This window comes from Microcystis sp. BLCC-F210, from assembly GCF_042134685.1.
GTDB lineage: Bacteria > Cyanobacteriota > Cyanobacteriia > Cyanobacteriales > Microcystaceae > Microcystis > Microcystis aeruginosa_D.
Genome location: NZ_CP169647.1, coordinates 1,497,648 through 1,513,065 on the forward strand (window position 1 = coordinate 1,497,648; position 15,418 = coordinate 1,513,065).

Below are 15,418 nucleotides of genomic sequence, written 5' to 3' on the forward strand. Positions count from 1 at the left end.
TGGTACACTGCAAGGCGTACTCGCTCGTATAGTATGTAGGAGAAAACCTGAGTGTTAAGAGTCGCTGTTGTGGGTTCAGGGCCGGCCGGTTCTTCGGCGGCAGAAACATTAGCTAAAGCAGGCATTGAAACCTATTTATTTGAACGCAAATTAGATAATGCTAAACCCTGTGGTGGAGCGATTCCTCTCTGTATGGTGAGCGAATTTGACCTACCTCCTGAAATTATCGATCGCCGGGTGAGAAAAATGAAAATGATCTCCCCCTCTAACGTCGAAGTCGATATTAATCTCGATAATCAAGACGAATATATTGGTATGTGTCGTCGGGAAGTCCTCGACGGTTTTATGAGAGAACGCGCCCATAAATTAGGGGCGCATTTGATCAACGGAACCGTTTACGGTCTCGACATTCCCACCAATAGCACCGATCCCTATACCCTACACTACGCCGATCACTCCCACGGTAATTCCCAAGGGGAAATGAAATCTCTGAAGGTGGACGTGGTTATCGGTGCGGACGGTGCTAATTCTCGCATTGCCAAAGCTATTGATGCCGGGGATTACAACTATGCGATCGCTTTCCAAGAACGCATCCGTCTTCCCCAAGATAAAATGGCCTACTACGAAGACCTGGCGGAAATGTATGTAGGAAAAGACGTATCCCCCGACTTCTACGCTTGGGTATTCCCCAAATACGATCACGTCGCCGTCGGTACTGGCACAATGAAGGTCAATAAAGCCATGATTAAAGACCTACAGGCTGGTATTCGCGCTCGCGCGGCCCGTCGTCTGGAAGGTGGCGAAATCATCCGCGTGGAGGCTCACCCCATCCCCGAACATCCCCGTCCTCGTCGTGTAGTTGGTCGCGTGGCACTGGTGGGAGATGCTGCGGGAACCGTTACTAAGTCTTCGGGAGAGGGCATCTATTTCGCCGCTAAATCAGCGCGGATGTGTGCGGAAACCATTGTCGAAGTCACCAACGGTGGCCAACGTATTCCCACAGAGGACGAGTTAAAACTCTACCTCAAGCGTTGGGATAAGAAATACGGTATGACCTATCTGGTATTAGATATCCTGCAACGGGTTTTCTACCGTACCGATGCCACCCGGGAAGCTTTTGTGGAAATGTGTTCCGATAAGGACGTACAAAAGATGACTTTTGACAGTTATCTCTATAAAACCGTTGTTCCCGCTAATCCTCTCGTACAGATGAAGATTACTGCTAAAACTATCGGTTCTCTTCTGCGCGGTAACGCTTTAGCCCCTTAAAATCAATTGATAACCAGAAAACCCAATCTCCGGCGGTGGTTGGGTTTTCTTTTGGGTTGTTTCTTCCTGTCTTCTCTAATTGAAACAAAAATAAGGTATGTTACATTTGATTAACGCATCCGACGAGAGCGACTTGCTGCTACCTAGCGCCTTCGGCATCGTAACTATTGATATAGCTTATGACTGAAAATTCCTTCTTCAATGAGCAAAAAGCAGCAATTCTCATTTTAAGGTTTCATGACATTAAAACCCTTGCACCCAGAGGGGTTAATAATTCTTAACGAATCTCTAGATCGCTGAAACAACGCAAAATCGTTTCAAAATGAGAATTGCTGAGCAAAAAGAACAGTCCTTGATCAAAGCTAGGATTGTTGAGAAATATTTCTGGGCTTGGGCAAAAGTTATAATTTCAAAAGTTAAGAAGGGATCGTCTTCAAACCAGAAAATCGCTTATGTTGACCTTTTTGCTGGTGCAGGACGATATAAAGATGGCTCAAAATCAACCCCAGTAAAGGTTCTAGAAACTGCCATCGCCGATCCAGATATGCGAAATATGTTGGTATCGATCTTTAACGATGCCGATGTCGAAAATGTTAATTCTCTTCAACAAGCTATAGATTCAATTCCGGGCATAGAAAATTTAAAATACCGCCCTCAAATATCAAAATACGAGGTGGGAGAGGACATAGTTAAAACCTTCCAAAGCATGAAATTAGTTCCCACTTTATTTTTTGTTGATCCTTGGGGTTACAAGGGGCTATCTCTTCAACTTGTTAATTCGGTCGTCAAAGATTGGGGTTGTGATTGCATCTTCTTCTTCAATTACAATCGCATCAACATGGGTTTAAATAATGATGCAGTCAAAGAACACATAAATGCGCTATTCGGACAAGTAGGAGCAGATCAACTCCGCAAACGATTGAAAACATTTACACTTACTCCACAAGAGCGTGAGTTAACCGTTGTAGAATATATCTGTGAAGCCTTGAAAGAAATGGGGGGTAAATATGTTCTTCCATTTCGTTTCAGACATGAAATGGGAAATCGTACTAGCCATCACCTAATTTTTGTAAGCAAGCATCCTAAAGGCTATGAAATTATGAAAGAGATAATGGCTAAAGAGAGTTCTGAACAGACCCAGGGCGTACCATCTTTTGAGTATAATCCTGCAACTCTTCAACAACCATTACTCTTTGAGCTAACCCGTCCTCTCGATCAACTGGAATCTATGTTGTTGGACAATTTTTCAGGTAAAACTATGACGATGGCAGAGATTTACGACCAGCATCATCCGGGAAAACCGTACATTAAAAAGAATTACAAAACTGCCCTTAGCAATCTTGAATCTCAAGAAAAAATCACAGTACATTCACCCGAGGACAAAAAACGGCGAAAAGGAACGTTTGCGGATGGTTTAAAGGTTACATTTCCAGTTAAGCAATAAGCTCTAATTTTTCTGAACGCCTCGCTGATTTAAGTGGGACACTTCCCCATTTTTGGATATGCTGATTCCAGGCATTAGGCATCTCGTCCCAGATTTTATCATCAAGTAATCTACCCCCTGCTTTCGGTGTCCTTCCCCCAACTTGTTTGAAAAAAAATGCTACCCCTGAATTTTGACATTGATTGCGGATATCCCTTGCCCAGTCAAGTTTCATCTGGCGATGTTTTTGCCCGGATTCTCCGCCGACAATAACCCAATCAATGCCAGTTAAATTAAGTTCTAGGGGTCCTAAAAGTGGCTCACATGAAATGAAACGCACTGAAACAGGAACTGTCCGAAGATATTCAATCCGATCTATGTGGTTTTGGTTCTCGACAGATACACCTAGCCAAATGTTTTCTGGAAAATCTAATTTAGACGCTAAATCACCTAAACGGCTTTGTCGCTTTGTTAAAATCTGATATATATGCCAAGGTGTTGAATGAATAACTGAGAAAACTTGTCTGATAAAGTCGAGAGGCACATCATCATGAAAAAGGTCACTCATTGAGTTGACAAAAACTCGACTGGGAGTGCGCCAACGTAAGGGTTCTTCCAATCTTTCTGGATGCAAAGTTAAGCTGAATCCATTGGGAAAGTTTTTGGGAAAACGCTGTGTAATAGCTTCGGCATAACAATGCAGACAGCCAGTGCTAATTTTATCGCACCCGGTTGTTGGATTCCACGTTTTATCAGTCCACTCAATACCAGTGTTTATACTAGACATATTTTAACTCCACAATCTATACCTATGACAGACGCTACCTGCCGATAATTAGCAATTTACTTGTACTATATCATTGTTTGACAAGTACAATTGTCGCCGCACTCACTTTCTACATTACGCAATCGTCAATGAGTTGCGGTGTACACAAAATATTACATCGTTTAACGGAAACAACAGGTCCTTACGAGGTTATAACTGTTACTATGAAATCTAAGCAATGATCGCCTCACCTCAAATCTAGAGAACTAACGCTCTTTTAATACCATAATTCGGGTATCAGGTCATAATAACCAGCTTGGGGCGGTGGGTAAATACCCGCTTCGATTTTTTCGATAATAGTCGGCCAAGCTTGCCTAAAAGCTGCAGAGCGCTCGTTGGGGTGCAAAGTCCAACCCTTGGCATTGGTGAGAGTGGCGCGATAGTAGTTGCTTTGTTCTAGGGAGCGAGAAACCATAATTTCCCAAGAGTCGAGTTTTCCTTTCCCAGTCAAAATATTGCCCCAAGCTTTTAAAGCATCGGGTAGATAATCGAAAAAGGTATTTTTATAAGAGCGCCAGAGGGGGGTGATCGGTAAAAGGCGATCATAGCGACGACAATTAAGTAAATAGGCACGGCTGCCAAAAAATTTAAATTGATAGAATCCGTCGGGATTTTTCGTGTGGGGATGCTGAGAATCAATCTTACCATCGGGCCGGGGTGGACCGGACAAAGGACGCACAAACATCATTTCTGGATGGGTTTCCATTAACTCAATCCCTTCGCGGATCCAACTGTAATCCGGTTCTTGGTAGAGCATCATGTCACTGTCATAATGAACCATATAGTCGCTGCGACATGACTCGATTTTGAAGATCGAGCCAAAAATCGGATAACCTTTGTAGTTATGGGTGGAACGGAGGGGACTGCCGAAATGCTTTTGATAGATACGCTGACGATAGCTGGGATCATAGTTAAAATCCACTAGGCGATCGATTATGCCATCTTTAACTAATTTTTCAGCACAGGCTCTTAACTCCTCCATTGTACCCAGTCCGGGGCGATTAACCTTTTCCCCGCTTAAAGGGGCCGTGTCAATAGCGAGTACCTTTTCCTCGAAGGGAAACTGACTCATTTTGACTAGATGGGGGATAGTGTTGATCATAAACCACACATCGGTTCGCGCTGTAAAAAACCAGAGCGAACAACTTGGCAATCCCATTTTGTATAAACCTCACTTTTGTTTGGGTCTTAAATGGGATACATTATAAGGGAATCTTAGCGGCAAGTTGACACATTCTTTATTAACCTATGACTATAACCCTTGATCGTTTACCCCAATCTTGGCAGGGTTTAACCCATCGTTTAACTTATAAGTATTTTCAGGCACGCATTGATATACCCAAAGACCCCTATAAAATCCTCTTTCGTCCCCAACCCTATCAGGTTTTATTTATTCTTAGCCATATGCGATCGGGTTCGTCTTTATTGACCCATATCCTCAATTCTAACCCTGAAATTATCGGTTTTGGCGAAACTCATCTAGTTTATGAGAATGAACAGGATTTTAAAACTTTAATGTTTAAAATCTACTGGCGTTTGCAAGATTTAAACATGAATCATAAATATATTTTAGATAAAGTTCTTCACGATCAGAAGTTTTTAGATTACAGTTTTTTGCAAGCTGATGCAGTTAAGACCATATTTTTACTACGAGAACCCCAGCGCACGTTAGCTAGTATCCTAGATATTAAACCCCATCAAAATGAGCAACACGCTCTAGGCTATTACACTGGTCGTTTAGCCACCTTAGAAAGTTATGCTCGATTGATTAATAGCAAAGAAAAGAGTTTATTTATCACCCACGATCAGGTATTAAATCAAAGTCAATTGGTCTTTAATAGTTTGCAGAGTCATCTCGATACTAAAACGGGATTTTCTGAAGAATATCGAGTTTTAAAAACCACTGGCAGCCGTGGTATAGGAGATTCTTCCGAGAATATCAAAGCGGGTAAAATTATTAAACAAGCCAGAAAATTAAATATAGAAATTTCCGACACTGTTTTAATCCAAGCCCAAAAAGCCTACGATCAATGCTACGAAACCCTCAGCAATTATTGTCATTGTATCTAATTGGGGATTAGTAATAGCCTTGATTCTTTCCTCTGATTGCCAGGAAAATCCCCCTAACTCAACTCTAAGTTGAGCATTTAAAAGGTCTGATTAGCCTTCAATATTAGCAATTGTAAAGCCCATCTGACACTCGTAGAGATTGGGCTGTTGGCTTCCTCCTTTGCCCAAGGAGTGACCACAGCCTAGTTTACCCTCTCGCCACCGGGGTTGCCCCTGCTGGTTGGCTAAAAGACAGCCCTGACAGACAGAACTCGTATCGAGAATGTGTTCGTCGGTTAAAATCACTAACATGACGTTCACCCCCTTTGATCTCTGATTTGTCTCTATTGTAAGAGGTTTTTTCTGAGATGTAGTGGCGCGTTATACATTCCGCTACTTTTTCGCTTTTTTTCGCCTGGACTCTTCTTATGCAGAAGATTAGACCTTGAAAATGTATAGTCATTTCGGATAAGTCTGATACGATTCAATCTGGCTCTTCGTTACTTGTTATGGTTCGATAGGGGGGCATAAATCGACAAAATCTTTATCTGGTAAGGGATTTAATTGATTAGTTCGCTTTAGATAAAAAACAATTGACAAAAATCGCCCAATGTCTTTCTCTATAAGGGTTCCATCCCTTATAACCCCCGTCCATTGCATAAGACAAACCGAAGAACCTTCAATCTTAATTGAAATGACTATCATGATTATTTTCCTAGTCCGAGTTTTCTGGTTACTTTTTGCCAAAAGGTTGGGGTCGGTGGTTGATAGGGTTTGGGACTACCTGTAAATATAGGACGTTGACTAGGTTCGTAGAGATAACGATAGTGCAAAAAAATATCTCGATAGGGAAAATCGAGATTTTCACCGCTACAAAGTCGCGTGAATAGAGAGGAAGATAAACCAATGTAGTGAATGTATGTCAAGCGTTTGCCCTGATCGTAAAGAATATTATCTAAAGCCTGAAAATGGGGAGAGGTGACACAGCAGCCGGTGCGTTCTTCTTTAGGCAATTGAAGAGCTAGATTATATATAGAAAAATTTGAGCGCATCATCATATAATTTAACAGAGGTTGATCTACTGCCATAGGATAAACTATTTCTGCTTCTCCTGCTCGCAATTGTTCGATTAGCCAATTACGGCGTTCCCCGTCAAATAAACCTTTTTTTGAGCCATAAAAACCCGAACAGAAAATTTCTTGGTTAAGACGTTCTTGGGGAAAGATTTCTAATAATTTTGGGGAAGTAACTTCATAAATGTGGGTGATATCTTTGTGCTGAAAATCGTAAACCACACAATCATAATTATCTAACTGTGCAAAAACCCGATCTAAGGAACTCATCAAGAGGGTATCACCATCCATGTAGATAAAGCGATCGAAGGGCCCATCAAAGGCACAATAACGACGATGGGTACCAAAACGATGATAACCTCTACTACCAGCCTTTAACCAGCGTTCTTTAGCCGTAGGATGGGGTTCCCAAGCAGATTTAGCGAAATTATCCCAGAGATCGATCACTTCCCGATCATCAAATAACTCTACATTAGGACGTTGAGCAATTTCCGCCTTGATACGTTCGGTGTTGTCATCGTAGGGATAGACACAAACAGGAAGAGCTTTTCCTCCATTGACCTCGATGCTGTTGAGTAGGGCGACTAATTGATCGTAAATGCGATCGTTGGCTAAGGTACAGATACCGTCCATAAGTAATCCCAAGGAAAAAATCAAAACCTATTATCTTTGCCGTTAGTTTAGCTTATTTTTGTCGTTGACATCCTCACCGCCGTAAACGGACGGTGATTCCTCACCACGCCACCTTTTTAGGATGGTCGCGTCAATGGGGCTTCGGCCGTGAGCTCAGCCGAACGGTTGACGCTTCACAGGACGCTGCTTCTTTAACAGAAGTCTTATGCTGTAGTCTGATATGGCACGGGATAACTTACGATTTTTAACCATTCCTGATGTGTTTAAATCCCCTAAAATTATCGTTTGATTTTCACGCACAACTCTAGGGGATAGTTTATTCAAAAAATCAGTGCGATTGTCCTTAATCTTTGCGTGGATTTTAGCCACTCGTTTTCTGGCTTTTTCCCGTCGTTTACTTCCTTTTTCATCTGATAACTGATAACTTCCCCACTGATAACTTACCCACTGATAACTTACCCACTGATAATTTACCCACTGATAACTGATAACTGATAACTTACCCACTGATAACTGATAACTGATAACTTACCCACTGATAACTGATAACTGATAACTGATTTAGCGTTTGCGTTTGAGTAATTTAGAAATGCGTCGATCGTACCGCAACCAACGCCAAATTTTAATGACTAATTCCTCCACCCATAAAATAATCGCATCTAATCCCTCTAAAATCCGTTCTAAGGGGTGTTTAACGTAACCGACGGGGGTTGATTCGGTTTCTAACCATTCTTCGTTAATTGGTTGAATTATCTCCCTAGCATAGCGGGGATCTAATTGGGTGGCGGGGGGAGATTCTCTGGCAGTAATTTCAGCGGCAGCCGGGGGGATTTTTTGTAAAGATTTATTTTGTTTTTCTTGACTAAAAGCTCTTTTTGTGCTGTCAGACTCGGACGGAGTGACTAGGGATTGGGGAAGGGAATTAGCGGGGTTAAGGCGGGGCTTTTCGGAGTCTTGAGGAGAAATAGCCAATATATCGGCGGATTCTAGCCAAGGTTGCTCGCTGACGGCGGAAAATGTTAGGGATTGGCGAGAGGAAAAAAAGTGATTGATCGCCGCTTGGATGAGTTTGCCGAGCGTGAAGGGATCCGCTTGGGTTTGTTTTTCTAGCCAATCCTGGAGACGTTGCTTGAAGGTGATCAGCAGAGAATTAGGAAGACTTAGGGGATATTTTGCGGATAAAGCGGCTGAATCGGCACTATATTCTAAATTGTTCTTTTCTTTTACCCAGAAATGCTCGATCGCCGCATAAATTAACCAATAAAGTCGCCAGAGATAGGAGGAATTTTTCTCCAGATTCGGGGACTGGTTAAGGAGATCGGAAGGGGGGTTAGAGGTGTAGCTCAAACTGCTGGGGATCGCGGGGGAGACAGCGAGAAATTTAGCCTCGAAAATCGCTAATTTTTCGTCAATAACTTCTAAAATCCCTTGAGAATTTAAATTAGGCAGTGGTAAGGAGAGTGGTGTCGAGGTTTTGACGAGATGGGATTCCTGAAAGAGATTTATGGCGATCGCTATTTGTCCCTGTTGTTCCCAGCGTAGTAGGTCCCAAAACCAACGGATCGGAGGCAAGACAGAATTTTTATCGGTAAAATTTGGTAATAAAGGCGGATACTGAGGATTTAATCGCTTAATTCTCCGTTTTTCCAGGGCGTAGTTAGCCAGTGCCGTCCTAATTTGTTTTTCTATTTGTCTTTGGGTTTGATTATCGGTGATTTTAACAGTCTGGTGATCGTTAGTGACGAAAACAAAAGCTTGATCCTCTAGATCGGCTGCTATGCCAATAAATGCCGTTTCTTGGTCGGATAAGCTCTGGAGAAATTCTGCGATCGCATCCGTTCCATCCTTGCCGGGGGGTGATAATTGTTTCTGGAGACTGTTCCCCAATTGATTAGCCGTCACCCGCAGCGATTGTACCAGTAAATAGACGGGATAGATAGCTATTTGCAGGGCAAGAGCGATCGCATTTTGACCGCGACGGGAAACGCGGCCGAGGTTATCTTTCAGACGGATCAAACGACGGTTGATCAGGTTGAACAGTCGGCTTTTATAGGGATCGGCAGCCATGGATTTTGGGCGATAACATCTTCATTTAGACTATCCTATTGTGCAAGGGCGGGATAAAAAAAATTTTTTGCCAAAACCCTTGACTCCCAGAAAGATTATTGTTATATTTAAAAAGGTCTGAAATCCAAGCCCCCATCGTCTAGTGGCCTAGGACACCTCCCTTTCACGGAGGCGACAGGGATTCGAATTCCCTTGGGGGTATCAAAAAAGGTCAGAAGCTTAATGCTTCTGACTTTTCGGTTTTTTTCTCCCGTTGATGGCTTTTTGGTAGGGTGACGGTGAAAACTGTTCCTCGCTCGATCTGACTTTCGACGCTAATTTGTCCATGATGACTGAGGGTAATCGCTAAAGCGATCGCTAATCCTAATCCTGTTCCCCCGGAAGTGGCGGAATTTTGCCGTGCGGGATCGAGACGATAAAAGCGATCGAAAATATGGGACAAAGCAGCCTCGGGAATCCCGATTCCGTTATCTTTGATGCGTACCAGTAACACCGATTGTCGATCGCGTTTACTTTTTTCCAATTCCACTGCCACATTTTTAGGCTCAGATTCGGGCAAAAAAGCGTGTTTTAGGGCATTAGAAATTAAATTTGTGAATAAACGAGCTAATTGATCCCAATCTCCCTCCATAGTAAACATTTCATCGCTGTAGGAAAAATCCTCTTGGTCCGGTTCCACAATCGACAGAGAGAGGCAAATTCCCTGCTTATCGGCGATTAAACGCTGTTCTTCCACCACTTCCATCAATAAAGCATCCAAAGGTACAGCTTGCTCGATCGGTTGGACGATGCCACTATCAGAACGGGCTAAAAAGAGCAGATCATTGACTAAATTGCCCAATCTTTCCGTTAAACGCTCGATCACCCGCAAGCGTTGATCGCCAGTTTGGGGATAAGCGATCGCCATTTGCACGTTAGTTTGGATAGTGGCGATCGGATTGCGTAATTCATGGGAAGCATCGGCGGTAAATTGTTTTAAACTCTGATAGGACTCTTTTACTGGTTGAATGGCTAAACCGGACAAAAACCAACCAATCCCAGCGACACTGGCAATCATCAGGCAAATTCCGACGATTAAATCCAATAATAGCTGTCTAATTGGTTTTGTCACCTCAAACCAAGGATGACTTACCCGCAGATATCCCAAAACATAATGATCGATTTCCACCCTTTCGGTTATTTGTCGCAGCAGACGATCATCGGATAAGTGAATAGTTTCCCCCTGACGGTGGGGATGGAGGGGAATATCTAAGGATTCGGCCAGAGTTGACCAAACTAGATTACCTTGGGGATCAAACCATTCCAAATCTATATGATCGTCCTCCACGGATTTACCCTGACTGGGAAAACTTGCGAGGGGATCGACGCGATAACGTCCTTGGTTCGGGGGAATCGATTCGATCACGAGGGAACGATTTACCACCTCAATGATGTGTTTGAGGGTATCATCAATGCGATCCACTAGGGTATGGCGCACATAAAAATACATTCCCGTAGCGAGAAAAAGCAGTAGTATGGCAGTGACAACAGTGTACCATAAGGCTAAACGGCGGCGAGTGGCTTGGAACACCGATAATCTATGGATTGGCTAGAGATTTTTAGGGCAATGTATCCTATTTTACCGCTTATTTGAGCGATTTAATTTTTCTTATTGCGCTGACTAATTATTATAAAGGAAAACAGATTTCCATTCAATTAATTTCTAAGCGCAAGTAGAGATAGAAAAATAGTTTTAACTGAATTGTATGGCTAATTCATGAATTAGCCATACAATAATTTCTCATTCAATTAATTTCTAAGCACGAGTAGAGAGAAAACCGACTCTATGTCTGCGAACTATGCCCTGATCAGTTTCTAGCGAGTAGAAAGGCTATTGTTAGCAAGTAGAATGACAATTGTTATCACTTTAACAAAAAATTTAGGGCTTTTCGGGAATTGTTATGCAAATAATTAACTTAAAATAAAATTCGATGAGAGCAACTACGCTTAAAAGTAGCTGAAATTCATACAGGAAAGGACTTAAGGCACAAATAAATTAATACCAAAAGATAGACAATTGAGTTAAGATTTGATATAATAGCCAAAAACGAGATTATTTTACTTATGATACTGGACAAATTTTTGAACCTACAAGGAACCTGTATTCAAGGCTATCGACACCTAGAAAATATCGATATAGTTTGACCAGTCGAATCGAAAAATCAAAAAGCAATCTGTCCTCGTTGTGGGTTAGAGAGCGATAAACTCCACCAAAATCATCGACATTTAGTCAAAGATTTACCGCTCTCAGGTCAACCAGTGTACCTACAAGTTAATCGTCGTCAATTTAAGTGCGATAATTGTCGAAAACCCTTTAGCGAAGAGTTAGATTTTGTCGCCAAGAAACGAACCTATACAAAAAGACTAAGCTGTTCGTAATTTAAATTGCGTTAACAGAATTACCCTTGTTTTTCAACTTGCGATCCCACTTAATAATTAAACCTCCTTCATTTAAAAGTTGATGTAAAAGAGATTCTAACTCTTCAACTGATTTAAAAAGTCGATGAGCGATAAATTCTTTTGCCGAGTGCCAGACCAATTCAATAATATTTAAATCTGGGCTATAGGTGGGTAAATACTCTAAAATTAAGTTGGGCATATTTTCAGCAATTTTACCAACAACATCTGTTTTTTTGTGAATACTAGCATTATCGAGAATCAGGATAATCTTTGGACCCTTCTCTCGAAAATCCTCCTCTTTATTTCCCGCTTCCACCCATTCTTTTATGATTTCTGTATAAAAAACTTTTACCACTTCATAAAAAGTTTCTGAATTTCCTTTTTTTATGAATTCCACAAATCTTTTTTTATCGGAATATCTCACTCCTCCCATCGCATTTACTCGACCACTTCTTCTTTGTCCGCTAACTTTTTTTCTTTGGCTTTTTTTCCCCCATATTTTTCTTCTAATGACTCTTAAACTAAATCCACTTTCGTGAGGGGCTGTGTGGCGAACCTGCGTCGCCACCTTGAAAGCCCCGTCCCAAAATCATACCTGTAGCTTATTTGGCTCTTCTTTTGCTATTTTTAAGTATTCGGCTAATTTTTGTTTAAATTCTTTTCTTTTTTCAGGATCTTGTCGATATTCTAAACTATATTTAGCCCAAATATAAACATACTTCTTTTTTTTTTAAATGTTCGTAACTTGAGAACTACTTAATTCTATACCTGTCTGTTCTGTCAGACTTCGGCGTGAGCTCAGTCGAACGCTAAGTGGCTAATCTTTTGGCTGTCCAGCGGCCAAACTCATACCCCATTTCTTGAGGCTCTTTGTCAATTGTCTCTAACAATATTTTGATATACTCATCCGTCGCTTTTCGATAATTTCCCTCCATTCTCTTGTCTTTCAAGCTATCTAAATTATTGGCATCTCCATGAATACACCAATAAGAGACTGTTCGCAGTGAACACCCAATGAGTTTGGAGATTTGGACTTGAGTTTTCCCGTCATTTAACAACAACAATATCAAAACTCTTTCTCTAATGTAAGGATTTTCTTCTTTTTTTAGTGCTTTTTGTAACTTTTCTTTTTGTTCGGAATTCAAGTGATTAGGGGCTGGCATAGCTATTGATATTTGAATAGGTTACTGTTTCTATTATACGCTATTTAGATGCTGAACAGCTTAGAATTTTTAGAAAAAAGTGGCGAAGTTAAGACCGTTGAAAAGAAACAATGGGATGGACGAAAAAATCTAATTTATCGTTATCGTTATGCTTCTAGAGTTCCCTTAAGAGAGGGGGACTCAAGTCTCGAAGTTAATTGGTGTGAAGTGACTGTTATTAATGAAAAAACCCAGAAAACTATCTACCAAAATAATTGGATAACTAATCATAAAATCAAGGAAAATAATGTCGAAGAAATTGTCAAAGCTGGACGCAGCAGATGGAAAGTTGAAAATGAAGGCAATAACGTTCTTAAAAATCACGGTTATAATTTAGAGCATAACTTTGGTCATGATCAGAATCATTTGTGCGAGTTCTTATTGTCTTTGAATTTACTAGCTTTTTTATTTCATACCGTGTTGGATTTAGTTAATTACACCTATCAAAAGATTCGTGAGCTATTAGTAACTCGGACTTCTTTTTTTAATGATATTCGTACCCTATTAAAATTTATTTGGTTTAAGAATTGGTCGGAATTTTTCTCATTTATTCTGACCGAATATGTCCCATTTAAAAAAGTAAATTCTAGTTAAAAATGTCAGAACTCTTGAAGGAGAAAAAGAAAATTGTTTATAAAAAAACTAAAAATTTTGTTAGAATTTCATCCAGATTTATGAGTTGAAATCGATTTTTCGTGGACAAAGTTCTTAAAACCTGTCTATCTCCAGCGTTGGATGATAATTATCTGTCAAAAAATAATGCTTCTACACAAGTTCTCTATTTAAATAAGAGAATTTTATCTGATTTTTTTCAAAATGAGAATTGCTGCTATAACTCTCTTCTGTCAGTCTTGAAAATTTTAACGAATTTACGTCGTTTCAGGCTAGGAGAAATCAAGGTTGCAACCCACTTTGACAAAAGAGAGATAAGCTAAGACGCATTTAAACCGCTTATTCTTAAGATTAGCCGAACTTCCCCCAATCCCTTTACTATTGCCTCTTGTCTCGTCTCAACAAGCAATTTATACCCCACAGAAAAAGGGTTTCTCCGAGAAACCCTTTTTCTACTCATACTAAATCCAGTTATTAAAAACTGATTATTTATTCCCCCTTTTGCCTCTTGCCTTTTGCCTATCCTGATATGTTACCTATACTCAACGGATTTAGTATCAAGATAATTCTCTCAATCCTTTTATAGTACATATATAGTACATTTGCTCAAAAAAATCGAAAAAGGGTAAAAAGGGTAAAAAGAGAAAAAGGGTTACAAAGTCCTCCCAGCACCGCACACCACCCGAAAACCGTAGTCGTCGTAGTAGTCCCGGCGGTAGTAGTAGTAGCGGTAAGCAGAACGGCAGTAATCTGGATTGTTGTACCAAGAACCGCCCCGCAGAGCTTTATATGCTTGATTTTGCTGTTTTTTGCTCTTTTTTATCTCCTCATAATTTTCGCACCAATCATCTTGACACCACTCCCAGACATTTCCGTGCATATCATATAAACCAAAGTCGTTGGCGTAGAATTGCCCAACAGGGGTAGTTTTTTGGAGATTGCCATTATAGTTGGCTAAATCTGGGGTAAGAATTTCCCCAAAGTGGTAGGGGGGGTAGGTTTCTCCTTTATCGAGATTTAAGGGTTTGGTTTGCGCTCGACAAGCGTACTCCCACTCAGCTTCCGTTGGGAGCCTATATTTTCTTTTACTTAATTTAGATAGCCTTTGGCAAAATTCTACGGCATCTAACCAACTTACCATTTCAACGGGGTTTGTGCTGCCTTTAAAATGCGATGGCTCTGGTTCTAAATCTTGCTCTACTTTTAAATCTTCTCTTTGGGCAATATATAACCATTGAGCTTGGGTAATGGGATAAATACCCATCAAGAAGTTTTTCAGGGTGACGTTGTGTTGGGGCTTTTCACTTTTATTACTACTTTCTTGTTCTGAAGAACCCATTGTAAAGGTTCCCGATGGTATTTTGACTAATTCTATTTCTAGGTCATCGGTGAGTTTTTCTCTATAGATTAAAAGACGTTTTTGGGTCTTTTGGATGATTATTGTAGGCATAAGTAGGGTTGGCTGAATAAATGTGAAATATAGACGAGGTAAGGGTTTTAGTGTTCTGTATCGGCCCGCGTCCCGTAGGGGCGAAGCATTCGGGCATAACCTATCGGTGAAACCGTAGATTTTCTATCCGAATGCTTCGCCCGTACTTTTTCAGCAAGCCCTAAGTAAGTGATTATAATTAAATTAAAAATTGATTGTAGGGTTGATTCATGAATCAACCCTACCTTGATAAGGGGGGTTTTGATCCCCCCTGCCCCCCTTGATAAGGGGGGTTTGATCCCCCCTGCCCCCCTTGATAAGGGGGGTTTGATCCCCCCTGCCCCCCTTGATAAGGGGGGTTTTGATCCCCCCTACCCCCCTTGATAAGCTATCCAT

General features: G+C 41.0%; 10 protein-coding genes, 1 tRNA gene and 4 pseudogenes. 6 read left to right on the plus strand and 9 right to left on the minus strand.

Features of this window, described 5'->3' with window-relative positions; all coding sequences use genetic code 11:
* Positions 1-51: 51 nt before the first annotated feature.
* Positions 52-1,269 (plus strand): geranylgeranyl reductase, encoded by a 1,218-nt coding sequence (gene chlP, locus ACE3JL_RS07130; protein WP_002735532.1) that lies wholly within the window; start codon positions 52-54, stop codon positions 1,267-1,269.
* Positions 1,270-1,591: 322 nt separating this feature from the next.
* Positions 1,592-2,713: a three-Cys-motif partner protein TcmP gene (locus ACE3JL_RS07135; protein WP_375329166.1), complete on the plus strand. Its 1,122-nt coding sequence runs from the start codon at positions 1,592-1,594 to the stop codon at positions 2,711-2,713.
* On the opposite strand, the gene ACE3JL_RS07140 is transcribed toward ACE3JL_RS07135, so the two are convergent.
* Both ACE3JL_RS07140 and ACE3JL_RS07145 read right to left on the minus strand, forming a co-directional pair.
* Complete coding sequence (locus tag ACE3JL_RS07140; protein ID WP_375329167.1) at positions 2,703-3,479, minus strand: DUF5131 family protein; 777 nt, start codon at positions 3,477-3,479, stop codon at positions 2,703-2,705. The two genes, ACE3JL_RS07135 and ACE3JL_RS07140, sit on opposite strands and share 11 nt — an antisense overlap.
* Before the next feature lie 256 nt (positions 3,480-3,735).
* Positions 3,736-4,677 carry a hypothetical protein gene (locus ACE3JL_RS07145; RefSeq protein WP_375329168.1) on the minus strand — a complete coding sequence of 314 codons (942 nt, stop codon included), beginning with the start codon at positions 4,675-4,677 and terminating at the stop codon, positions 3,736-3,738.
* Between the two features lie 89 nt (positions 4,678-4,766).
* Between ACE3JL_RS07145 and ACE3JL_RS07150 the strand changes: the two genes are divergently transcribed.
* Positions 4,767-5,588, plus strand: a complete 822-nt coding sequence (locus ACE3JL_RS07150; protein ID WP_375329169.1) for a sulfotransferase family protein — start codon at positions 4,767-4,769, stop codon at positions 5,586-5,588.
* Between the two features lie 90 nt (positions 5,589-5,678).
* Here ACE3JL_RS07150 and ACE3JL_RS07155 read toward each other — a convergent pair whose 3' ends face one another.
* From ACE3JL_RS07155 to ACE3JL_RS07170, 4 genes and pseudogenes are all read right to left on the minus strand, one after another.
* Positions 5,679-5,879 (minus strand): hypothetical protein, encoded by a 201-nt coding sequence (locus tag ACE3JL_RS07155; protein ID WP_271989183.1) that lies wholly within the window; start codon positions 5,877-5,879, stop codon positions 5,679-5,681.
* Positions 5,880-6,274: 395 nt separating this feature from the next.
* Positions 6,275-7,273 carry an Npun_R2821/Npun_R2822 family protein gene (locus ACE3JL_RS07160; protein WP_375329170.1) on the minus strand — a complete coding sequence of 333 codons (999 nt, stop codon included), beginning with the start codon at positions 7,271-7,273 and terminating at the stop codon, positions 6,275-6,277.
* 201 nt (positions 7,274-7,474) lie between these two features.
* Positions 7,475-7,681: pseudogene (locus ACE3JL_RS07165) on the minus strand (transposase); the annotation flags it as partial.
* A gap of 153 nt (positions 7,682-7,834) precedes the next feature.
* Positions 7,835-9,340: a hypothetical protein gene (locus ACE3JL_RS07170; RefSeq protein WP_375329171.1), complete on the minus strand. Its 1,506-nt coding sequence runs from the start codon at positions 9,338-9,340 to the stop codon at positions 7,835-7,837.
* A 128-nt stretch (positions 9,341-9,468) separates the two neighbouring features.
* Here ACE3JL_RS07170 and ACE3JL_RS07175 point away from each other — a divergent pair.
* Positions 9,469-9,541, plus strand: a tRNA-Glu gene (locus tag ACE3JL_RS07175).
* A gap of 10 nt (positions 9,542-9,551) precedes the next feature.
* Here the strand turns inward: ACE3JL_RS07175 and ACE3JL_RS07180 are convergent.
* Complete coding sequence (locus ACE3JL_RS07180; protein WP_271989789.1) at positions 9,552-10,910, minus strand: cell wall metabolism sensor histidine kinase WalK; 1,359 nt, start codon at positions 10,908-10,910, stop codon at positions 9,552-9,554.
* Positions 10,911-11,443: 533 nt separating this feature from the next.
* Here ACE3JL_RS07180 and ACE3JL_RS07185 point away from each other — a divergent pair.
* Positions 11,444-11,755: pseudogene (locus ACE3JL_RS07185) on the plus strand (transposase family protein); the annotation flags it as partial.
* Between the two features lie 4 nt (positions 11,756-11,759).
* On the opposite strand, the pseudogene ACE3JL_RS07190 reads toward ACE3JL_RS07185, so the two are convergent.
* A pseudogene (locus tag ACE3JL_RS07190) lies at positions 11,760-12,942 on the minus strand (IS630 family transposase).
* A gap of 60 nt (positions 12,943-13,002) precedes the next feature.
* Between ACE3JL_RS07190 and ACE3JL_RS07195 the strand changes: the two are divergent.
* A pseudogene (locus ACE3JL_RS07195) lies at positions 13,003-13,489 on the plus strand (ISNCY family transposase); the annotation flags it as partial.
* Between the two features lie 756 nt (positions 13,490-14,245).
* Here the strand turns inward: ACE3JL_RS07195 and ACE3JL_RS07200 are convergent.
* Positions 14,246-15,043 carry a formylglycine-generating enzyme family protein gene (locus ACE3JL_RS07200; RefSeq protein WP_375329172.1) on the minus strand — a complete coding sequence of 266 codons (798 nt, stop codon included), beginning with the start codon at positions 15,041-15,043 and terminating at the stop codon, positions 14,246-14,248.
* Between the last annotated feature and the right edge of the window lie 375 nt (positions 15,044-15,418).

Coding starts and splice junctions, on each gene's coding strand:
- ACE3JL_RS07200 (WP_375329172.1), bottom strand. CDS start 15,043: ATGCCTACAATAATCATCCAAAAGACCCAAAAACGTCTTTTAATCTAT.
- ACE3JL_RS07145 (WP_375329168.1), bottom strand. CDS start 4,677: ATGGGATTGCCAAGTTGTTCGCTCTGGTTTTTTACAGCGCGAACCGAT.
- ACE3JL_RS07135 (WP_375329166.1), top strand. CDS start 1,592: ATGAGAATTGCTGAGCAAAAAGAACAGTCCTTGATCAAAGCTAGGATT.
- ACE3JL_RS07160 (WP_375329170.1), bottom strand. CDS start 7,273: ATGGACGGTATCTGTACCTTAGCCAACGATCGCATTTACGATCAATTA.
- ACE3JL_RS07155 (WP_271989183.1), bottom strand. CDS start 5,879: ATGTTAGTGATTTTAACCGACGAACACATTCTCGATACGAGTTCTGTC.
- ACE3JL_RS07140 (WP_375329167.1), bottom strand. CDS start 3,479: ATGTCTAGTATAAACACTGGTATTGAGTGGACTGATAAAACGTGGAAT.
- ACE3JL_RS07170 (WP_375329171.1), bottom strand. CDS start 9,340: ATGGCTGCCGATCCCTATAAAAGCCGACTGTTCAACCTGATCAACCGT.
- ACE3JL_RS07150 (WP_375329169.1), top strand. CDS start 4,767: ATGACTATAACCCTTGATCGTTTACCCCAATCTTGGCAGGGTTTAACC.